This window comes from Burkholderia seminalis, assembly GCF_001718535.1.
Taxonomy (GTDB): domain Bacteria; phylum Pseudomonadota; class Gammaproteobacteria; order Burkholderiales; family Burkholderiaceae; genus Burkholderia; species Burkholderia seminalis.
Window position 1 is genome coordinate 2102545 of sequence record NZ_CP013400.1, and the last position, 19327, is coordinate 2121871.

Annotated in this window: 20 protein-coding genes; 9 read left to right on the forward strand and 11 right to left on the reverse strand. The window is 69.7% G+C overall.

The window, feature by feature from the left end; all coding sequences use genetic code 11:
- Positions 1–136: 136 nt before the first annotated feature.
- On the reverse strand, positions 137–1117 hold the full coding sequence (locus WJ12_RS30005; RefSeq protein ID WP_059556763.1) for an NAD-dependent epimerase/dehydratase family protein: 981 nt from the start codon (positions 1115–1117) through the stop codon (positions 137–139).
- Between the two features lie 98 nt (positions 1118–1215).
- Here WJ12_RS30005 and WJ12_RS30010 point away from each other — a divergent pair, with 98 nt between their 5' ends.
- Positions 1216–2118 (forward strand): LysR family transcriptional regulator, encoded by a 903-nt coding sequence (locus WJ12_RS30010; protein WP_049033348.1) that lies wholly within the window; start codon positions 1216–1218, stop codon positions 2116–2118.
- 31 nt (positions 2119–2149) lie between these two features.
- Here the strand turns inward: WJ12_RS30010 and WJ12_RS30015 are convergent, their stop codons facing one another.
- Positions 2150–2470, reverse strand: a complete 321-nt coding sequence (locus WJ12_RS30015; RefSeq protein WP_059556764.1) for a DUF7660 family protein — start codon at positions 2468–2470, stop codon at positions 2150–2152.
- 60 nt (positions 2471–2530) lie between these two features.
- Positions 2531–3403, reverse strand: coding sequence for a LysR family transcriptional regulator (locus WJ12_RS30020; protein WP_034189453.1), 873 nt, complete (start codon positions 3401–3403; stop codon positions 2531–2533).
- A gap of 144 nt (positions 3404–3547) precedes the next feature.
- Between WJ12_RS30020 and WJ12_RS30025 the strand changes: the two genes are divergently transcribed.
- Positions 3548–5008, forward strand: a complete 1461-nt coding sequence (locus WJ12_RS30025) for an MFS transporter (RefSeq protein ID WP_059556765.1) — start codon at positions 3548–3550, stop codon at positions 5006–5008.
- Positions 5009–5080: 72 nt separating this feature from the next.
- Here WJ12_RS30025 and WJ12_RS30030 read toward each other — a convergent pair whose 3' ends face one another.
- Positions 5081–5278 (reverse strand): oxidoreductase-like domain-containing protein, encoded by a 198-nt coding sequence (locus WJ12_RS30030; RefSeq protein WP_034189451.1) that lies wholly within the window; start codon positions 5276–5278, stop codon positions 5081–5083.
- 161 nt (positions 5279–5439) lie between these two features.
- Here WJ12_RS30030 and WJ12_RS30035 point away from each other — a divergent pair, with 161 nt between their 5' ends.
- A complete protein-coding gene (locus tag WJ12_RS30035) occupies positions 5440–5862 on the forward strand; it encodes a RidA family protein (RefSeq protein WP_034189450.1) in 423 nt (140 codons plus the stop codon).
- A gap of 76 nt (positions 5863–5938) precedes the next feature.
- On the opposite strand, the gene creD is transcribed toward WJ12_RS30035, so the two are convergent.
- From creD to WJ12_RS30060, 5 genes are all read right to left on the reverse strand, one after another.
- Positions 5939–7324, reverse strand: coding sequence for a cell envelope integrity protein CreD (gene creD / locus WJ12_RS30040; RefSeq protein ID WP_059556766.1), 1386 nt, complete (start codon positions 7322–7324; stop codon positions 5939–5941).
- A 103-nt stretch (positions 7325–7427) separates the two neighbouring features.
- Positions 7428–8879 carry a two-component system sensor histidine kinase CreC gene (gene creC, locus WJ12_RS30045; RefSeq protein WP_059556767.1) on the reverse strand — a complete coding sequence of 484 codons (1452 nt, stop codon included), beginning with the start codon at positions 8877–8879 and terminating at the stop codon, positions 7428–7430.
- A gap of 15 nt (positions 8880–8894) precedes the next feature.
- Positions 8895–9605 (reverse strand): two-component system response regulator CreB, encoded by a 711-nt coding sequence (gene creB, locus WJ12_RS30050; protein ID WP_049032529.1) that lies wholly within the window; start codon positions 9603–9605, stop codon positions 8895–8897.
- Positions 9606–9684: 79 nt separating this feature from the next.
- Positions 9685–10398 (reverse strand): SDR family NAD(P)-dependent oxidoreductase, encoded by a 714-nt coding sequence (locus tag WJ12_RS30055; protein ID WP_069245965.1) that lies wholly within the window; start codon positions 10396–10398, stop codon positions 9685–9687.
- A 56-nt stretch (positions 10399–10454) separates the two neighbouring features.
- A complete protein-coding gene (locus WJ12_RS30060) occupies positions 10455–11363 on the reverse strand; it encodes a sterol desaturase family protein (RefSeq protein ID WP_034189530.1) in 909 nt (302 codons plus the stop codon).
- A 630-nt stretch (positions 11364–11993) separates the two neighbouring features.
- Here WJ12_RS30060 and WJ12_RS30065 point away from each other — a divergent pair.
- The 6 genes from WJ12_RS30065 (at position 11994) to WJ12_RS30090 (ending at position 17427) form a co-directional block, all read left to right on the forward strand.
- Positions 11994–13070 carry a hypothetical protein gene (locus tag WJ12_RS30065; protein WP_059556952.1) on the forward strand — a complete coding sequence of 359 codons (1077 nt, stop codon included), beginning with the start codon at positions 11994–11996 and terminating at the stop codon, positions 13068–13070.
- Between the two features lie 92 nt (positions 13071–13162).
- On the forward strand, positions 13163–13468 hold the full coding sequence (locus WJ12_RS30070; protein ID WP_226104060.1) for an EF-hand domain-containing protein: 306 nt from the start codon (positions 13163–13165) through the stop codon (positions 13466–13468).
- 45 nt (positions 13469–13513) lie between these two features.
- Positions 13514–14227 carry a response regulator gene (locus WJ12_RS30075; protein ID WP_034189445.1) on the forward strand — a complete coding sequence of 238 codons (714 nt, stop codon included), beginning with the start codon at positions 13514–13516 and terminating at the stop codon, positions 14225–14227.
- Positions 14227–15573, forward strand: a complete 1347-nt coding sequence (locus WJ12_RS30080) for an ATP-binding protein (protein WP_059556769.1) — start codon at positions 14227–14229, stop codon at positions 15571–15573. Before WJ12_RS30075 ends, WJ12_RS30080 begins: the two co-directional genes overlap by 1 nt.
- A gap of 227 nt (positions 15574–15800) precedes the next feature.
- Positions 15801–16568: a DUF4410 domain-containing protein gene (locus tag WJ12_RS30085; RefSeq protein WP_034189443.1), complete on the forward strand. Its 768-nt coding sequence runs from the start codon at positions 15801–15803 to the stop codon at positions 16566–16568.
- Between the two features lie 151 nt (positions 16569–16719).
- Positions 16720–17427 (forward strand): dihydrodipicolinate reductase C-terminal domain-containing protein, encoded by a 708-nt coding sequence (locus WJ12_RS30090; protein ID WP_059556770.1) that lies wholly within the window; start codon positions 16720–16722, stop codon positions 17425–17427.
- A 104-nt stretch (positions 17428–17531) separates the two neighbouring features.
- Here WJ12_RS30090 and WJ12_RS30095 read toward each other — a convergent pair whose 3' ends face one another.
- Together WJ12_RS30095 and WJ12_RS30100 are read right to left on the reverse strand one after the other, a co-directional pair.
- The gene (locus WJ12_RS30095; RefSeq protein ID WP_059556771.1) at positions 17532–18341 is read right to left on the reverse strand and encodes an SDR family oxidoreductase; all 810 of its coding nucleotides are present in this window, start codon (positions 18339–18341) and stop codon (positions 17532–17534) included.
- Positions 18338–19171 (reverse strand): molybdenum cofactor biosynthesis F family protein, encoded by an 834-nt coding sequence (locus tag WJ12_RS30100; RefSeq protein WP_059556953.1) that lies wholly within the window; start codon positions 19169–19171, stop codon positions 18338–18340. The genes WJ12_RS30095 and WJ12_RS30100 overlap by 4 nt, the downstream gene beginning before the upstream one ends.
- Positions 19172–19327: the final 156 nt, after the last annotated feature.

Here is a 19327-nt window from a genome sequence, read left to right on the forward strand (position 1 = left end):
TTTCGCATGATCGGTATCACCGACATGATGCGCATCGGACGTGCGCGGGTATGTGGAGAATTGTTGTCCCGCGGGTGCTTCAATGCGCGACGGCGCTTTCCCGTGCCCGGGCGAAGCCCGTCGCAAGGGCCCAGGCTCACTTGAGACACCCCAGCCCCGCCAGCGTCGCCTCCACCGCCGTATCGAGCGGCGTCACCGGCTCGCGGCCGAGCACCGCGGTGACGCGCGCGTTGTCCATCCGCAGCGGCTCGCGCCACAGGTAACGCATCTCCAGCATCTCGCGCAGCGTCGTGACGAACGGCGCCGCCGCCCACACGAGCCACCACGGAAAGCGCCGCACCACCGGGCGCGCCCCGTGCCGTTGCGCGACGCGCTGCACGGCCTGCGCCATCTGCGTGCCGTCCGCATCCCAGTGCCCGCCCAGATGAAAACGCGCGAACGGCTCCAGCGCATCGCGCCGTTCGATCAGTTCGACCATCGCGCGGGCGGCGTCCGGCAGGTACGACCACTGATGGCCGACGCCCTGCCTCCCCGGTACATTGACGGTCGCGACGGGCCGTCCGGGCTTGATCAGCCCCTGCGAGAACCAGTTGTTGCGGGCGCTCGCCCCGAAGAAATCGCCCGCCCGCACGATGATCGTGCGCACGCCCCGCGCGGTCGCGTCCTGCAGCCGCCGCTCCATCTCGACGCGGATCGCGCCCTTGCGGGTCGCCGGATGCTGCGGGGCATCCTCCCGCAGCAGCGGGAACGCATCCGCGCCATAGTTGTAGACGGTCCCGGGCAGCACGACGGTCGCCTGCGCCCCCGTCGCCGCCGCGATCGTGTTGTCGATCATCGGCAGCACCTGGGTCGGCCAGTTCCGGTATCCGGGCGGATTCACCGCATGCACGATCACGCTGCAGCCGCGTGCGGCACGGACCACCGCGTCGCGATCCAGCGCATCGCCGCGCATCCACACGATGCCGTCGCGCTCCACGACCTCGGCATCGAGCCCGCGCTTGAGCGCACGCACCTGCCAGCCTGCATCGCGCAACTGCCGCGCGACTTCCCCGCCAATCCCGCCGCTCGCACCGAGCACGAGTGCCTGCCGGTGCGCCATGCCTGTATCCGTCGTCATCGCCGCTCTCCTTGAATGAACCATCGTGAGACGCATTCTGGCGTGCCGGCGACTAACAATAAATTGCCCAACCTCGAAGATCAGCTATACATTTATTTATGACCATCGATCTGAACTGGGAACGCTACCGGACCTTTCTCGCCGTGCTGACGGAGGGCTCGCTTTCCGGCGCGGCGCGCGCGCTCGGCATCACGCAGCCGACGGCCGGCCGCCACGTCGCGGCGCTCGAAGCCGCGTTCGGCCAGACGCTGTTCACGCGCTCGCCGTCGGGCCTGCTGCCGACCGAGGCGGCGCTTGCGCTGCGCGGCCACGCCGAAGCGCTGCGCAGCGCGGCGGCCGCGTTCGAGCGCGCGGCCGCGAGCCACGGCGCGGGCGTGCGCGGCATCGTGCGGATCTCGGCCAGCGACGTGATCGCCGTCGAGGTGCTGCCGCCGATGCTCGCGCGGTTGCGGCGCGAGCATCCGGGGCTCGTGATCGAACTGGTGCCGACCGACCGCATCCAGGACGTGCTGAAGCGCGAGGCCGACATCGCGGTGCGGATGGCGCCGCCCGCGCAGGAGGCGCTCGTCGCGCGGCGCATCGGCGAAATCGAGGTCGGGCTGTATGCCCGCGACGACTACCTCGCGCACAACGGGACACCCGCGACGATCGATGCACTCGCGCATCATGCGCTGATCGGCTTCGATACGGTCACGCCGTTCATCCGTTCGGCGGGGCGCGGGATGCCGTCATGGAAACGCGACGCGTTCGCGCTGCGCACCGACAGCAACCTCGCGCAACTCGCGATGATCCGCGCCGGCTACGGAATCGGCTTCTGCCAGTCGGCGCTCGCGAAACGCGACGCCCGGATCGTGCGCGTGCTGCCGGACGCACTCGCGATGCGGCTGGAAACCTGGGTCGTGATGCACGAGGACCTGCGGACGAGCCCGCGCTGCCGTGCCGTGTTCGACGCGCTCGCCAACGGGTTGCGTGCTTATGTCGATGGCGAAACCGCCGAGTAGACGGCGGCTGGCGTGAATCGCGCGGGCCGCGCTATTCGTAGCTTTTTCCGGCGAACAGGATGTCCGCGAGACGGCGCCACGGGTTCTCGGGCACGTCGTAGAACCGCAGCCCTTCCTCCGACGCCTCGGCCCAGTCGACCATCGCCTCCAGGTACTCGCCGATCGAGCGGTTTTCCCAGCCGAGCGCGGCGCGGGCGTACGGCGACGGCGGCATGTCGGCCTCGAGCTGCCGCTCCTTGTGCCAGTCATGGCCGAGCACGCGCAGGAAGTGGATCAGCGAGCGCTCGTCGACCACGCGCTCCAGCGCGTCCTGCAGCCTTTCGGCCATCTGGTTCTTCAGATCGTCGTTCATGCCTGTGGTCCCCTGGCGCGCCTCCCGGATACGCGCCGCCGCGTGTCGCGCGGCAAGGTTTTACATCAGCAGCTGGCGCGACAGCACTTCGCGCGCCTGGGTGACGGTCTCGCGTTCGCCCGGCATCGGCGGCGTCAGCGAAAACACCGCGTCGGGCAGCGGCGGCAAGCGGAATTTCGTGCCGAGCCGCATCAGGCCGTCGCCGATCGCCGACGCGCACAGGCAGCCGACCCCGAGCCCGGCCGCGAGCATCGACTGCAGCCCCGCGACCCCCGATGCGCTGTGCACCAGCACGTACGGCGTGTGCTGCTCGTCGAGCGAGCGCACGGCGACCTGATGCATCATGCAGTCGTCCGGCAGCAGCACGAGCGGCAGCGGCTCGGGCAACTGCTCGGCGAGCGCGGGCGACGCGACCCACGACAGCGGCTCGCGCCGCAACACCCAGCGCGCATCGGCCGACGCCGGCCGGAACGGCCCGCTCGACAGGTTCATCACGACGCCGAGATCGATCTGCCCGCGCGCGTGCGCGGCCTCGATGTCCACGCTCTTCATCGCGCTCACGTGCAGGCTCAACTGCGGATAGCACTCGCGCAGTCGTGCCAGCATCCCCGCCACTTCATTCGTACGGTAGTAGTCGGTGATCGCGACGCGCAGCTCGCCCTTGATCGCCTGCCCGCGCAGCTCGTCGAACGCGGCCTCGTTCAACGCGACGATGCGCCGGGCGTGCTGCAGCAGCCGCGTGCCGGCCGGCGTCGGCTCGACGCCGCGCTTGCTGCGCACGAACAACGGCACGCCGGCGCGCGATTCGAGCTTGCGCACCTGCTCGCTGACCGTCGACTGCGACAGGTGCAGCAGCGGCGCGGCGGCCGACAGGCTGCCGGCGTCCGCGACCGCCGCGAAAGTGCGCAACTGATCCAGGTCGAAACCGCGCATCGCCCTCTCCATCCATCGAATAACCCGATGGATGCTACCACTCTTTCCCGCTTTTCCGAACCATAGGCGATCGCCAGAATACGGGGTCAACGGCCGGCGTGCGTCGCCTGCACATACGGCCCTCATTTTTTGGACCCTGCTGCCATGACGAACCCCACCCTTGCTCCTTGCGCGCCGGCCGGCGCGGCCGCCGCGGCGACGCCGCGCAGCCATCACGGCTGGGCGCTCGTGGTCCTGCTGGTCGGCGCCATTCTGCCGCCGCTTGACTACTTCATCGTGAATCTTGCGTTACCGGCCATCCGCGACGGCATCGGCGCGCGCCCTGCCGAACTGCAGCTCGTCGTGTCCGCGTATGCATGCGCGAGCGCGGTCGTCCAGATCACGGGCGGCCGCCTCGGCGACCTGTACGGCCGCAAGCGCATGTTCATGACCGGCATGGCCGGCTTCGTGCTCGCGTCGACGCTGTGCGGACTCGCCGGCAACGGCACCGTGCTCGTCGGCGGCCGCGTGCTGCAGGGCCTGTTCGCCGCGATCCTCGCGCCGCAGGTGCTCGCGACGATCCGCAGCGTGTTCAGCCCGCAGGAACAGGTGCGCGTGATGGGCTTCTACGGGTTCGCGTTCGGCCTCGCGGCCGTGATCGGCCAGCTCGGCGGCGGCGCGTTGATCAGCCTGCATCCGTTCGGGCTCGGCTGGCGCGCGATCTTCCTCGTCAATCTGCCGATCGGCATCCTTGCGCTGATCGGCAGCTGGCGCTTCATTCCGGAGAACCGGCCGCCGCGCGGCCAGCGCATCGACGTGCCCGGCACGGTGCTGATGTCGCTGTTCCTGCTGATGCTCGTGTACCCGCTCACGCACGGCCGCGAGGCCGGCTGGCCGCTGTGGATGGTCGCGTGCCTCGTCGGCGCGCTGCCGATGCTCGGCGCGCTGCTGGCCGTCGAATCGCGCCGGCTCGCCGGCGGCCGCGATCCGCTGCTCGACGTGCGCCTGTTCCGCAACCCGGTCGTCGCGCTCGGGCTCCTGCTCGCGTTCCTGTTCTACATGCTGAGCGCGTTTTTCCTGAGTTACGGGATCTATCTGCAGGGCTGCCTGAACTGGTCGCCGCTCGCGTCCGGGTTCGCGATCCTGCCGCTCGGGCTCGGCTTCCTCGCCAGTCCGCTGCTGATGCCGCGCCTCGTCGGCCGGTTCGGCGGCCATCGCGTCCTCACGCTCGGCTTCGTGATGCTCGCGGCCGGCGTCACAACCGCTGCCGCGCTCGCGAGCGAAGGCGCGCCGGGGCCCGGCTTCTATGCCGGCATCGCGGCGATCGGGATCGGACAAGGGCTCGTGTTGCCGTCGGTCGTACGGATCGTGCTCGCGGAAGTCGACGCGGCCCGCGCGGGCGTCGCGTCCGGGATGGTCAGCGCGATGCTGCAGATCGGCGCGGCCGTCGGTGCCGCGACGATCGGCGGCGTGTTCTTCGCCCGGCTCGGCAGCCATCCGGCCGCGGTCGATTACGTGCAGGGATTCAGGACGTCGATGTTCACGCTGACGGTCGTGTTGCTGGCGTGCATCGCCTTGTCGACGGCGCTCGGGCCGCTGCATCGCCGGCTGCACGCCGGCGCGTGAACGGGAGCGAGACGGACTCGCCCGCAGGCCGACCGGGCCGGGAACAGCCCCCCCCCCCCCGGCGCCCCCGGTTCAATGCGGTTGCTTGCGCTGCGCTTGCCGCGCCTCCCATTCGGCCAGGTCGATGCGATACTGCGCAAGCGCCTCGTCATACAGGTCGAAGACGCACGGCGAGCAGCCGCTGTTGCAGCAGTCTTCCAGTTCGGGCTGGATGGGCGGGGTCGGACGGGGATCGTCGACGGACGGATCCTCTGAAGCTTGATTCGGCACGGCGTGTTCCGGTGATGTGGAACGGTCAGTATAGGGCGATCCGGGCCGCCGCCGCTTTCGGCAAGCCTGGCGGATCGACGATCAACGCATCCGTCACGGCGCGACTGCCGACCGCGGCACTCCGCTGCGTTCGCCCCATTTCCCCCAATAGGAGCCGCGCGATGGCCGAAGCCGTGAATCCACCGGAAGTCTGGGCGCCGTTCGGCGCGTTCTCGATGGCCGTGATCCAGGGTGACGGCCGGATCGTGCATCTGAAAGGGCAAGTCGCGCTCGACCGCGACGGGCAGGTAGTCGGTGCCGGCGACATGCGCGCCCAGGTTCGCCGGACACTCGACAACGTCCGCGATGTGCTGGCCGCGCTGGGCGGGCAGATGCGCGACGTGATCTCGCTCGTCCATTACGCCACCGACATCGAGGCATTCATGCAGGCCGGCGACATCCGCAACACGTACTTCGCCGCACCTTATCCGGTGACGACGACCGTCCAGGTCGAGCGTCTCTACCATCCCGACCTGCTGATCGAGATCGCGGCCATCGCCGAGATTCCGGCGGCGCGGTTTCGTCGCCCGGAGACGGCCGTGTGACGGACATCGGCCCGCGTGGGATCGCGCGCCGGCGCGGCATTCCCGCCCGGCGCGCACCTGCTCGCCACCCGCCCGCTTACTTCGCCGGCCCGCCGGTCTTCGCGGCCCCCGGCTTGTCGGCCAGCGGCTGCCACGCGGCGCCGAGCGAATACCAGTCGACGCGGCGCGTGAGCGTCATGATGCCGGCGAGGATCGCGAACAGCAGCAGCGAACCGAGCATCAGCGCATTGTCTTCCGACAGCAGCAGCCCGTAGAGCGCCGCGTACAGCATCGCGAGCAGCACCGCGAACAGCGCGCCGCGCTTCGCGCTGTGCAGCACGAACGACAGGTAGAAGCCGAGCAGCCCGATGCATGCGCTGCTCGCCGCGAGATACGCATAGCCGAACGCGATGTGCTCGGACAGGCTCAACAGCAGCAGGAAGAACAGCGCGAGCGACAAGCCGACCAGCGTGTACTGGATCGGGTGAATGCGCAACCGCTTCACGAGCTCGTACATGAAGAAGCTCGCGAACGTGAGCATCACGAACAGCGCACCGTACTTCGTCGCGCGCTCGGCCTGCAGATAGACGTTCACGGGCTCGATCACCGACACCGACGCCATCTCGATCGCGCCCTCGCCGTTGCCGTTGCCCGACGCGACCTGCTCGCGCGCCTTCGTGTTGAACGACGTCACGTGCCAGTTGCTGGTGAAGCCGTTTGCATCGATCGTGCGCTCGCCCGGCAGGAATGCGCCGCCGAAGCTCGGATGCGGCCACTTCGACTTCAGCGAGAAATCGTTCTGGTCGGCCACCGGCGCGAACGCGACCGATTCCGCACCGACCAGCAGCAGGTCGATGCTGAACGGCACGACCGCCCCCGCTTTCGCGAGCGCCGCGAGATCGACGCTCGCATGCACGCCCTGGTGCAGGCTCTCCAGCCGCGTGCCCTGCTCGATCTCGAGCCGCTCGCCGCCGATGCGCAGGTCGGGCTGCGCCTTCAGCCCGCGAATGTCCCCGATGCCGAGCGCGACATACGCGTCATCGATCGCGAAGCTCACGTGGCCGTCCGCCTGCGGCAGCTTCTTCAGGTCCGGCAGCGCGAGCGTGCCCGTCATCCGGCTCGCCAGGTCGTACACGAGCGCCTTGTGGATGCCGCGATAACGGACCTTGATGTCGAGCGCACCGTCGACGTTCAGCGTCTTCGGAAACACGAGCATGCGTTTCGTCTCGCTTCGGAGGCTCGTCTTCGGCGCGCCGCGCGGCGGCGCGCTGTCGCGCACGCGCGTGACTTCCGTGTAACGCACGACGAGCACCGGCCCCGTCACCGTCTGCGGGCCCGCATAGCTCGCCCAGATGCTCTGCAAGGCGCTCTCGCGATACTCGGCGCGTTCCCGCACGATGCTCTGGACCATCTGCAGCGGGATCAGGATCGCCAGCGCGAGCAACGCGGTGATCATGGATTTGAACAACAGGACTCGATTCATTGCCAACCGACACCGTAGTGGAAGATGCGGTCAGCATGAGCGGCCCCGGTGAAGGGCGATTGAAGCCGGTGTGAAGCGAATGTGTGGCGAACGTGAAGTGCGTTCAGCCGGGCGACGGCAGCGTGAGCGTCGCGCACGCGCCGCCTTCGTCGCGGTTCGCGAGCGCAACCTGGCCGTGGTGCAGCATCGCGACCTCGCGGACGAAACACAGCCCGAGGCCCGTGCTGCGATCCTGCCCGTCGGGGCGCGGCAGCGAATAGAAGCGCTCGAACACGCGCGACAGCGCGTAGTCGGGCACGCCGGGGCCGTCGTCGTCGACGCGCACGACCGCGACGTGCGCCCTGCCCGCCACCCGCCGTTCGAGCGCGATCCGGATCGTGCTGCCCCGTGGCGCGAAATCCAATGCATTGTCGAGCAGGTTGCCGAGCGCCTGCCGCAGCAGGAACGGATCGCCTTCGACGACCGCCGGATCGGCCGCCTCGTTCGCGTCGATCCGCAGGCTCACGCCGCGCTGCCGCGCGCGCGGCTCGATATCGTCGACGAGCTGGTCGAGCACCGACCGCAGCGCAACCGGTTCGCGCACCGACAGGCGCTGCTGCTGCTCGACCTCGGCCAGCGCGAGCAGCTTGCGGATCATCTGTTCGAGGCGGCCGGCCTGGCGGCGGATGTTCTCGGTGAAACGCCGGCGGTTCGCGACCGGCATGTCTTCCTGCAGCAGTTCGGCCGCGCCGCTGATCGCGGCCAGCGGGCTTTTCATCTCGTGCGTGAGTGTGTGGATGTAGGTTTCGACGTACTGCCGGTCCTCCAGCCGCCGATGCATGCTTTCCACCGCGCGCCCCAGCTCGGCCAGCTCGTTCGCGCCCTGCAGCGGCATCGCCGCGCGCTCGCCGGCCGCGATCGCGCGCGCATAGCGCTGCAGGCGCCGCAGCCCGAGCACCAGCCACCACGTGCACGCCGCGCCGATCAGGATCGCGCCGCCCATCAGCAACGCGCCGTACAGCATGATCTTGCGCTGGCTGCGCGCGATGAACGGCGCGACCGTCTGGTTCGGCTTCGCGATCGTCAGCACGCCGATGATCTCGTTCCCGCGCCGGATCGGCGCCGCGACGTGCATCACGGTGCTGCCGTCGTCGTTCGGATCGCTGCGCGTGCTGCGCGCGCCGTATTCGCCGCGCAGCGTCCGGTACACGTCGTTCCAGCGCGAATAGTCCTGGCCGACCGCGCTGCCGGACGAGTCGTAGCGCACGATGCCGTGCGCATCGGTGACGTAGAGGCGGTAGCCGATTGCGTTCTTCTGGATGCCCCACACGTTCGCGCTGACCGGACGCTCGTGCAGCTTGCCGAGCTGACGCGCGAACGCGCCGTCGGCGATGTGCCCGTTCGCCAGGTCGTCGGCTGCCAGCGCCGCGAGTACCTGCGCGGTATCGACGAGCGTGTCCTCCATCGCCTCGCGCACGCCGGGCTTCACCTCCTGCACGAACACGCGCAGCGTGATCAGCGCGGCGAGACCGACGATCAGGAAAAAACCGAAGAAGATGCGCAGGCCGATATGCATGGGCGGTGCCGGTCGTTACGGTTGCAGCGAATAACCCATGCCGCGATGCGTGCGGATCGGGTCGCGCTCGGGATCGATCGCGCGCAGCTTGGCGCGCAGTGTCTTGATGTGCGTGTCGACCGTGCGATCGGCGGAGTCGAATGCCTCGTGCCACACGAGGTCCATCAGCTGTTCCCGCGAGTAGATGCGCCCTGGATGCCGGACCAGCAGCGCCAGCAGGCCGAATTCATAACGCGTGAGGTCCAGCGCGTGGCCGAGCCACGATACGCGCGCGCCGTCGGTGTCGAGCGTGAAACCCTGCGCGGTCGGTTCCGCCGGCGCCGCCGCGGGCCCGGGCGCCGGTTCCGGCGCGGCCGTCCGATGGAAGCGGCGCAGGATCACACGTACCCGCGCCGCCAGCTCGCGCGGCGAGAACGGCTTGATCACGTAATCGTCGGCGCCGATCTCGAGCCCGACGATCCGGTCGATCTCGTCGTGCCGCGCGGTCAGGAAAATCACCGGAATGTCGGTAAACGTGCGCAGCCGCCGGCACACTTCGAAGCCGCTGAGGTCCGGCAGGCCGACATCGAGCACCACGAGATCGAAGCGCGTATCGCGCAGATGGTCGAGCGCCGCCTGTCCGAGCGTGCAGTGGACGGTCTGCATGCCGTCGGTGCCGAGGGCGTAGACGATCGTGTCCGCGATCGCCGTTTCGTCTTCGACGATCAGGATATTGGGCTGATTCATGGTCTCGGGTCTGGGTCGCGCAATCCGGTGCGACATTGTACGCACGACCGGCCGCGCGAGCCCCTTCCCGGCCGGTGCGCTACGCCACGCGGCCGCTCACCGGAATCGATGCGCCGGTGATCGCCTGCGCGTCGGCCGACAGCAGGAACCCGATCGTCGCCGCGATCTGTTCCGGCCGCACCCAGCGCGTGAAATCCGCGTCGGGCATGTCCGCGCGGTTCGGCGGCGTATCGATGATGCTCGGCAGGAGGGCGTTCACCGTCACGCCGCGGTCGAGCAGCTCGGCCGCCAGCGCCTCGGTGAGGCGCGCGACGCCGGCCTTCGCGGCCGCATACGGGCCCATGCCCGCGCCCGCCTTGAAGGCCGCGCCCGCGCCGATGTTGACGACACGGCCGGCCGGGCTCGCCAGCAGGTACGGCAGCGCGGCTTTCGATGCGTTCAGCGCCGTCTTCACGTTCAGTTCGTACATGCGATCCCACGTGGCGGCATCGCCGTCGGCGATCGTCTGCCACACGAATGCGCCCGCGATGTTCAGCAGCGCGTCGACCCGGCCGAATTCGCGATTGACCGACTCGAGTGCCCGCGCGGCCGCCTGTGGATCGACGAGATCGATGCCGCCGATGCGCAATGCATCGGCCGGCACGCCGGGCAGCGCCGGTGCACCGGGGGCCGCGCCGCGGCCGATCAGCGCGACGCGTGCGCCGCGCGCGCCGAGCCATGCGGCTGTCGCGACGCCCAGATGGCCGAATCCGCCGGTGATCGCGACTGCCTTGCCTTTCAGGTCGTGTTCCATCGATGCGTTCTCCTGGATCGAGGGTGATTGACGAAGATCCGACAGCGTAGCGCCGTTCACGCATCCGTGCGCACGGCGACGAGGCTGCGGCGGCGCAGCTCCTCCGTCGTTTCGCCCTGGTTGCCCGGCCGCCAGCCCGGCGGCAGCACCACGAAACGGAGTGCGGTCCACACGTCGCGGGCCGTCGCGACGTCGCGTGCCAGGCTCGCCCAGTGCTCGAGCTCGACGACGAACGGATTGCGCGAACGCGTCGGCGTGACGAGGCCGTAGCGGCACGGTTCGTCGTCGCGCTCGGCGACATAGGTGCCGAACAGCCGGTCGAACACGATCAGCACGCCGCCGTAGTTCGCATCGAGGTAATCGAGGTTCGACGCATGGTGCACGCGATGCGCGGACGGCGTGTTGAACACGTATTCAAGCCAGCCGAGCTTCGGCATCCACGTGTTGTGCAGCCAGAACTGGTACATCAGGTTGAACGACAGGATCGCGAGCACCGCTTCGGGACGCACGCCGAGCCACACGAGCGGCGTGAAGAACATCGCGGCGCCGGCGATCTTGCCGGTCCAGCCGAGGCGGAACGCGGACGACAGCGTCAACTGGTTCGGCGAATGATGCACCGCATGCGTCGACCAGAAGAAGCGCACGCGGTGCGACGCGCGGTGATACCAGTAGTAGCAGAATTCCTGGCCGACGAACACGAGCAGCGCGAGCGCGACGCTGTGGAGCGGGATCGTGAAGAGCCGGTGCGCCCATGCCAGATCGAACACGGGCGTGGCGAGCGACAGCGGCACGAGCGCGAGCAGCTTGCGGCCCGCGAGATCGGCAAGCGACAGCCACACCTCGTTCCAGTCGAACGGTTCGGGCTGGCGGCTGCGGCGCCAGGTGAGCACGGCCGCCTCGACGAGCGAGACGGCAACGATGAAGAGCGTGACGATGTACGCGAGCTTTCCGGTGGTGGTGAGCATGATGGGCCTTTCCTTCGGTTGAGTCGGACGCGTCATGGGCAGCACATGCCGCTGTCGCGTCGAATGGAACGCACTGTAGGGGGCAAGGAACGGAAAGGCCACGCAGGAAATATGTCGCCGTATGTCGCGATGAAGTGGGTTCGAGCGGCCGGCAGCGGTCGCGGACGCGTGTGGACTGGAGATCGGGCCGGCGGAAGGCGAACGCGTGCGTGTCCGGCGAGAAATATGTCGCGGTATGTCGCGGTTGAGCAGGCCGGCGGCGTGTGCAACAGGTGTTCGATGGAATCGGCAGCGACTGGACGACATATGTGGATCGGCGCGGTGCATGCATGAACCAGTCGGCAAATATGTCGCCGCATGTCACCGCGACACGTTTGCGCGCCGTGAACTGGATGTGCCGCCCCCTGCCGTCAAACCTCCCCGCTCATGACTGCATCGCCGTGATCCGTTGCCTGGCGCGGCACGCCCGCGATCGACGCGGCCGGCGCACGCATTCGTCGTACCGAAAAACACCGCACCGCGTGTAACACCGCGACATCTTTCATGACGCGACGGATGCGCGTCGCCGTCCTAAAGTTCGTCCCGTCGCCACGCCACCGCGTGCACCGCAACGAACCGCAAGGACACCCGATGAAAAACCGCTTCCTCGTCACCGCCGCCGCCCTCGTCACACTCGCCAGCGCGCCGGCCTTCGCCGGCTGGTCCGGCCACGGCACCGCCTACACGCCGCGCGGCACCTACAGCGGCGCGCATGCCGGCTCGTGCGGCGGCGGCAGCTGCTCGCATGCCGGCGGCGTGATCGGCCCCGGCGGCGGCCTCGCCACCAATACGGGCACCGTCACGCGCACCGCGCCCGGCCAGTTCTCGAACAGCGGCACGGCCGTCGGCCCGAACGGGCGCTCGGTCGAGCACGGCGGCGACACGAGCTGCGCGGACGGCACCTGCTCGCACACCGGTTCGCTGACGGGTTCGGACGGCCGCAGCGCGTCGACGTCCGGCAGCGTGACGCGCAACGGCCCGGGGCAGTACACGTCGAGCGGCACGATCACGGGTTCGGGCGGCAACACGGCCAGCCACGCCGCATCGACGAACTGCGCGGGTTCGACCTGCTCGCGCTCGGGCACCGTGACCGGCACCGACGGCGGGAGCGTCACCCGTTCCGGCAGCGCGACGCGCGTGGCGCCGGGTGTCGTAACGACGTCGGGCGGCTCGACGATCGTCCACGGCGGCACGGTGTCGACCGGCGGCACGACGGTGATCCACGGCGGCACGGCGGCAGGCGGTACGGTCGTCGTGGCAGGCGGGACGGCGCCGGTACCGGTGCCTGTCGCGCCGCCCCCGCCGGCCGCCGTGATCGTGGCCGCGCCACCGGCAGCCGCCACGGTCGCCGTTGCCGCGCCTGCGCCGGCACCTGCCGCAGCCGTGGCCGCGGCACCGCCGCCCGCACCGGCTGCCGTCATCGTCACGCCGCCGCCCCCACCGAAAGTCGTGCATGTCGCGCCACCGAAGGCCGTCGTGGTCGCCGCCGCGCCACACGTCGTCTACGTCGCACCGCCGCCGCCGAAGGTCCTGTACCTCGCGCCGCCGCTGCCCCGGGCCGTGTACGCCGCCCCGCGCGCCGTCTATGCCGCTCACCCGCCGCGCGCCGTCATCTGGGTGCCCGCTCACTGGGCCGGCCGCGTCTGGGTCCCCGCGCACTGGGCGTAATTCCGCCGAAGCCCGTTTCGCATTCCACCCGATTCCGTTTCATCAACCCACCCGGCCGGCGCAGACCCGTCAGCCACGCAAGGAGAAACCCCATGAAGTCCATCAAGAAGATGATTGCCGCCGTCGTTTTGTGTATCGTTTCTGCAGCAGCGTCGGCCCAGCAGGTGCCGCCGGGTGCGGCGGCTGGCGGCCTGCGCGCCGAACATGCGCTGATGCAGTTGCAGACCCGTTTCGCCAGCGCGAACACGACGCACGACGGCAAGCTCACCCGCGAGCAGGCCGCCGCGGGCATGCCGATGGTCGCGCAGCATTTCGACGAGATCGACGTGCAGCACAACGGCTACGTCACGCTCGCGCAGCTCGCCGGCTTCATGCGCCAGCGCATGGCGGCCCGCTGATCGCGGCGCGCGTGCGGCCCCGCAGTACGCACCGGGAGGCAGCCAATGGAACAGCCTTGCAGGATCGTCGTGCTCGACGACGAAGCCGAGTTGCGCAACATGCTGCAACGCTTCCTGACCGGCCACGGCTTCCAGGTGCGCGCGGTGGCCGACGGCAAGCGGCTCGACCGCCTGCTGCAGCGCGAACCGTACGACCTGCTCGTGCTCGACCTGATGATGGAACCCGAGGACGGCCTGAGCGTGTGCCGACGCCTGCGTGCCGAAGGCCAGACGCTGCCGATCCTGATGCTCACCGCGAAAGGCGACGCCGCGGACAAGGTCGTCGGCCTGGAGACGGGTGCCGACGATTACCTGGCCAAACCGTTTCTCCCCGACGAACTCGTGGCCCGCATCCGTGCGCTGTTGCGACGGCAGAGAATGGCGGCCGGCGAACCGACGGTCACGTCGCAGCGCTTGCGTTTCGGCGCGTTCACGTTCGACGTCGGCCAGCAAACCCTGATGCGCGACGGCGTGCCCGTCGAGATCCATTCGGCGCAGATGCTGCTGTTGCATGCGCTCGGTTCGTCGCCGAACCGCGCGGTGAGCCGCGAAAACCTGCTCGCCCGCGCGCGCGGCCGCGACCACGCCGCACTCGACCGCAGCGTCGACGTGCAGATCCTGCGGCTGCGCCAGATCGTCGAGGACGATCCCGGCAAGCCGCGCTTCATCAAGACGGTCTGGGGCATCGGCTACATGCTGGTGGCCGGCGTCGAATCGTGATGCGCATCCCGCTGCCGCGCTCGCTGCTCGCGCGCAACATCGCGCTGCTGGTCGCGCTCGTCGCGCTGTCGCTCGTCTGTTCGCTCGGCGTGCTGCTGCACTACGTGCAGCGTCCGCGTATCGAGCGCGCGTCGATCATCTTTTCCGACTACGTGCAGTTGCTCGACCGGGCACTCGCCGGCATGCCGCCCGACGCGGGCCGCACGCTCGTCGCGCAGCTCGGCGGGCAGGCCTCGCCGCCGCCGGCGGCACCGCCGCATGCGCCGGACCTCGCGGCCTTCTTCCGCACCTGGCAGCGCGACGTGTTCATGCAGGCGCTCGAACGCCACCTGCCGTCCGACCTGCCGGCGCGCTGGCAGTCGGGCGACGACGAACGCCTGTGGATCCGGCTCCATGCCGCCGGCTCGCCGGTGTGGGTGCCGCTGCCGATGGCCGCCGACGCGCAGGCGAGCGGCATCACGACGGCCCTCGTGCTGTCGGTCGCGCTGGCGCTGCTCGCGGCGCTGACCGGCTACCTGATCCAGCTCCACCTGAACCGGCCGCTCGACGCGCTGGCGCGCGCGGCCCAGCGAGTCAGCGCGGGCGAACGCCCGCCGCCGCTGCCCACCGACGGCCCGACCGAAATCGCCGACGTGAGCCGTGCGTTCAACAGGATGGCCGATGCGCTGCAACAGGCGGACGCAACCCGCTCGCTGATGCTGGCCGGCGTGTCGCACGACATCCGCACGCCGCTCACGAAATTGCGCCTGGCGATCGCGATGGCGCTGCCGCGCGGCACGCACGACACGCTCACCGCATCGACCGAGCACTACCTCGACCAGATCGATACGATCCTGCAGCAATTCATGGATTACGCCGGCAGCGGCGAGCGCGAGACCCCGCAAACCGGCGACCTGAATGCGCTGATCGGCCAGCTCGTCGCGGATTTCGCGGGGCTCGGACACGCATTCGAATTCGACGAAGGCGACGTGCCCGCGTTTGCGTTCCGCCCGATCGGCCTGATGCGGCTGCTGATGAACCTGATGCAGAACGCGGTCGTCTACGGTCGCACGGGCCTCGGCGTACGGACCTGGACCGAGCACGGCATCGCGTATGCGGTCGTCAGCGATCGCGGCAACGGCGTCGGCGCCGCCGAACTCGAACGGCTGAAGGCACCGTTCAGCCGCGGCGCGAACGCGCGCGGCCATGCCGGCGGCACGGGGCTCGGCCTTGCGATCGTCGAACGGATCGCCCGCCTGCACGGCGGTTCGCTGACGTTTCGCGACCGCGATGGCGGCGGCCTGGAGGCCGTCGTCGCGCTGCCGCTCGATCCGCCTGCGCCGGCCCGGCCGCCGCTGTCGGCGTGACGGCCTGACAGCCCGACTGCGCGGCGCATGTCGCGCGCCGGCGCGTGACATGCGCCGACATAATTCCTGCGTGGCGCGCGACACCCAACCTGAGCATACTTGCGCCTGCGTGTTGCGCAGCGGCATGAACCCTCTCCCTCGCCAGCGATCACGCCCCGCTTCCGATCGTTCGCGTTCCTGAATGCCGCGATGGTATCGGCACCGTCATCCAGACCACGGAGATCGACATGTTCCCCTCCCTTCGCGCATTTGCCGCCCATGCCAAACATCTGACCCGCGTCGCGCTGATTGCCGGCACGCTCGCGATGACCGGTTGCGCATCGACCGCAACCACGACCACGGCCGCCGCGCCGGCAGCCCGCACGCTGCCGCGGGTTCATGCCGAGGTCGTCTACGTCTCCGCGTTCGACGTGGGCACCACCGACGTCCAGGTCGACGGAGGAATGATCCACACACTCGCGACGCTCGCCACCGGTTCGTCCGCCGACGCACAGCGCCAGCAGCGCGCGCTGAAGACCCGCGATCAACTCGCCGATGCGCTCGTGCGTGAACTCCGGGCGCAAGGCATGCCCGCGCTGCGCGGCCCGGTACCCGACGGCCGCGACGCGCTGGTGATCGAAGGCCGGTTCGACACGATCGACGCCGGCAACCGTCGCCGCCGCATCCTGATCGGGCTCGGCGCGGGCAAGAGCGAAGTGGGCGCATCGGTCACCGTGCTGTTTCAGCCGGCGCACGGCATCGCGCAGCCGCTCGGCACGTTCTCGGCCAGCGCGAACAGCGGCCACCTGCCCGGCATGGTCGAAACCGCCGGGGTGGGCGCGGTGGCCGGCCGTCTCGCGACGTCGGCGGCAGTCGGCGCCGGCCTGCATGGCGCGTCGGAAGCGAAGCACGACACGGTGGCTTCCGATACGGACCGCCTCGCGCGTTCGATCGCGAAGCAACTCGCCGCGCAGAATGCGGCGAATGCATGGCTGCCGACCACGTCGGCAAGCTGACGCGCCGCGACGTCTCGCGCACGGCCCGGCCGGCACGGAGGCGGACGGCCGGGCATAATGCGCGAGGCCAGCGCGCCGCGCCGCCGTACCGGGCCACCCGCCGGCCCGCGTCGACCGCGGCCCGAATCCCGAATCCCAACCCGTCAAGTCCATGCAAGTAATCGTCGTAGGAACCGGCAAGCTGGCCCACGAACTGCTCGATGCGCACACGCTCGACCCGGCAATCTGTCGCGTGCTGCCCTGGGCGGACAGCACGCGAACCGACACCCGAGGTACCGACGCCCGACGTACCGACGCCCGATCGATCGTCGTGCACGCCGGTTCCGGCCGCGAACTCCCCGCCGCGATCGCGTTCTGCCGCGCCACCGTGTCGCCGCTCATCGAGTTGTCCACCGGCTCCGACCTCGAAACCGCGTCGCACGATTTTCCGGTCGTGCTCTGTCCGAACACGAACATCCTGATGCTCAAGTTCATGAGCATGCTGGAAACCAGCGGCCACCTGTTTCGCGGTTGCAAGATCAGCCTGACCGAGTCGCATCAGGCCGCCAAGACGTCCGTCCCCGGCACGGCCGTCGGCATCGCCCAGTCGCTCGGCGTGCCGGCGGAGGACATCCGCTCCGTGCGCGACCCGGACGTGCAGCGCGGCGAATTCGGCATCCCCGACGATCAGCTCGGCCGCCATGCGGTGCACCGGATACACATCGACGACGGTGCATGCAGCCTGCGGCTCGAATCGCGCGTGTACGGCGCGACCCCTTACGCGGACGGCGTATCGCGCATCGTCGAAGCCGTCCAGCAACAGGATCTCGAGAACCGCCGGTATTCGATCGTCGAATTCATCCGCAACGGCTGGCTGTAGTCACGGCGACGGGCCGGCCAGCGGTGACGCCGCCCGCCACGCCCGCCACGCCTGCCGGCCGCGGCCTTCCCGCCGAGGCGGCTTGCGACGGTTCGCGCCCGCCGTCAGGCGTCTCCCAGCACCGCACCGCTTTCCGGCAAGGTCGCCCCGCCGTCGACGACGATCGTTTGCCCCGTGATGTACGCCGCGTCGGCCGATGCGAGAAACAGCATCGCGTTCGCGATGTCCTCCGGCTCGCCCATCCGCGCGAGCGGGATATCGCGTGCGATCTGCGCCGCGACCGACGCGTCGCCGAGATTGCCGGCCGCCGGGGTACGGATCATTCCCGGCTCGACGCCGTTCACCGTCACGTTGCGACGCGCAAGCTCCAGCGCCGCCGCGCGAATGAAGCCGTTCACGCCGGCCTTCGACGCCGCGTAATGCGCGAGCCCCGGATAGGCGACGCGCGGCCCCGTCACCGACGACGTGACGAGCAGCCGGCCCGCCCCCGCACGCTCGAACGCCGGCAACGCGGCCTGCGCGAGCCAGAACAGCGCCGACAGGTTGACCGACAGCGTGCGCGCGAGCGTCGGCTCGTCGATGTGCGTGAACGGCGTCAGCGGAAAATACGCGGCGTTGTGAACGACGACATCGAGCCGGCCGCCGTCGCGCTCGACTGCCGCGACGAGCGCGCCCAGTTCGTCCCGGCTGGCTGCGTCGACCCGGTACGCCCGCGCGTCGCCGCCCGCGCGGGCCAGCGCTTCGGCCTGCGCGGCAGCCGCGTCGCCGTTCAGGTCGGCGACGGCGACGAACGCATCGGACTCCGCGAAACGGCGTGCGATCGCCGCGCCGATCCCCTGCGCGGCGCCCGTGACGAGCACGACGCGCCCGCTGAAATCCGCGCGCAGGCGGCCGCTGCCCGGCACCGCATTCATCGCTGCGCCTCGCCGCCGAGCGGGTGCACGGTTTCGTTCAGCACCTGCGCGTACGCGCCGATCTGGAAGTTCGACAGCGACCCGAAATCGCCGCCCTGATAGCCGAAGATCTTGCCGTCGGTCTTGCGCTGCGCGAGATCGATCAGGACGACGCCAAGCGTCGGCACCACCTTTTCGCGCCACACGAACAGATACAGCGCGTCGGCGATCCTGAAGTAGTGACAGCGGTCGACATCGGCCAGCCCGCCTTCGACGCCCTGCAGGCACTGCCACGCGTAGAAGTTCTCGTTCAGGTAGATGTGCTCGTAGCATTCGGTCGGGCTGTAACGGTACATCGTGCGCTTGCCGATCAACTCGCGCGTGGGTGCATGCAACGGCCCCGGCTGCGCGTGGCCGCCGAGCGTGCCGTGCCGGAATGCCGCGTCGACGCCCGTCAGCGGCAGCCCGCGCGCGACGCGCGTGAATGCGTCGATGCGCGTGTCGGCTTCGGTCGGCAGCACGCCGACGACCGACGTCCATACGCCCTGGTCGAGATCGATCACGAGACTGACCGACGTCGCGCGGGCAGCCGTGTCGATGTAGTCGACGAAGTACAGCCCCTCGCGCAGCCGCGTCACGCGGCACGGCTCGCGGCCGCCCGTGTCGGTCGCCGCGTCGCGCCACTGCAGCGCGCCCGGCTCGAACGAATAGACGCGCCATGCGCCCGCTGCATCACCGAGCACGAGCGTGCGCCCGGCGAGCGCGTCGACGGACGCGAGGATGTTCGCTTCCGGCGCGAAGCCGTCCGCGAGCGCACCAACCTGAATGAATACCGGACCCTGTCGTTCCACCTGCCGTCTCCCGCGCAGCTTCAGGCCCGACGGGCCGTGTACGCTGCCGATATGCACATGGTGCGGGCTGCGCATGCCGCGCGGTATCCGCCAAAAGGATGAAGGGCGCGCGGCGCCGGAACGCGCTAAAGTGCACGTGATCCGCGCCGCGACCGG

Excerpts from the sequence above, each read along its gene's own strand:
- WJ12_RS30005 (WP_059556763.1), bottom strand. The coding sequence starts at position 1,117 with ATGACGACGGATACAGGCATGGCGCACCGGCAGGCACTCGTGCTCGGT.
- WJ12_RS30010 (WP_049033348.1), top strand. The coding sequence starts at position 1,216 with ATGACCATCGATCTGAACTGGGAACGCTACCGGACCTTTCTCGCCGTG.
- WJ12_RS30015 (WP_059556764.1), bottom strand. The coding sequence starts at position 2,470 with ATGAACGACGATCTGAAGAACCAGATGGCCGAAAGGCTGCAGGACGCG.
- WJ12_RS30020 (WP_034189453.1), bottom strand. The coding sequence starts at position 3,403 with ATGCGCGGTTTCGACCTGGATCAGTTGCGCACTTTCGCGGCGGTCGCG.
- WJ12_RS30025 (WP_059556765.1), top strand. The coding sequence starts at position 3,548 with ATGACGAACCCCACCCTTGCTCCTTGCGCGCCGGCCGGCGCGGCCGCC.
- WJ12_RS30035 (WP_034189450.1), top strand. The coding sequence starts at position 5,440 with ATGGCCGAAGCCGTGAATCCACCGGAAGTCTGGGCGCCGTTCGGCGCG.
- creD (WP_059556766.1), bottom strand. The coding sequence starts at position 7,324 with ATGAATCGAGTCCTGTTGTTCAAATCCATGATCACCGCGTTGCTCGCG.
- creC (WP_059556767.1), bottom strand. The coding sequence starts at position 8,879 with ATGCATATCGGCCTGCGCATCTTCTTCGGTTTTTTCCTGATCGTCGGT.
- creB (WP_049032529.1), bottom strand. The coding sequence starts at position 9,605 with ATGAATCAGCCCAATATCCTGATCGTCGAAGACGAAACGGCGATCGCG.
- WJ12_RS30055 (WP_069245965.1), bottom strand. The coding sequence starts at position 10,398 with ATGGAACACGACCTGAAAGGCAAGGCAGTCGCGATCACCGGCGGATTC.
- WJ12_RS30060 (WP_034189530.1), bottom strand. The coding sequence starts at position 11,363 with ATGCTCACCACCACCGGAAAGCTCGCGTACATCGTCACGCTCTTCATC.
- WJ12_RS30065 (WP_059556952.1), top strand. The coding sequence starts at position 11,994 with ATGAAAAACCGCTTCCTCGTCACCGCCGCCGCCCTCGTCACACTCGCC.
- WJ12_RS30070 (WP_226104060.1), top strand. The coding sequence starts at position 13,163 with ATGAAGTCCATCAAGAAGATGATTGCCGCCGTCGTTTTGTGTATCGTT.
- WJ12_RS30075 (WP_034189445.1), top strand. The coding sequence starts at position 13,514 with ATGGAACAGCCTTGCAGGATCGTCGTGCTCGACGACGAAGCCGAGTTG.
- WJ12_RS30080 (WP_059556769.1), top strand. The coding sequence starts at position 14,227 with ATGCGCATCCCGCTGCCGCGCTCGCTGCTCGCGCGCAACATCGCGCTG.
- WJ12_RS30085 (WP_034189443.1), top strand. The coding sequence starts at position 15,801 with ATGTTCCCCTCCCTTCGCGCATTTGCCGCCCATGCCAAACATCTGACC.
- WJ12_RS30090 (WP_059556770.1), top strand. The coding sequence starts at position 16,720 with ATGCAAGTAATCGTCGTAGGAACCGGCAAGCTGGCCCACGAACTGCTC.
- WJ12_RS30095 (WP_059556771.1), bottom strand. The coding sequence starts at position 18,341 with ATGAATGCGGTGCCGGGCAGCGGCCGCCTGCGCGCGGATTTCAGCGGG.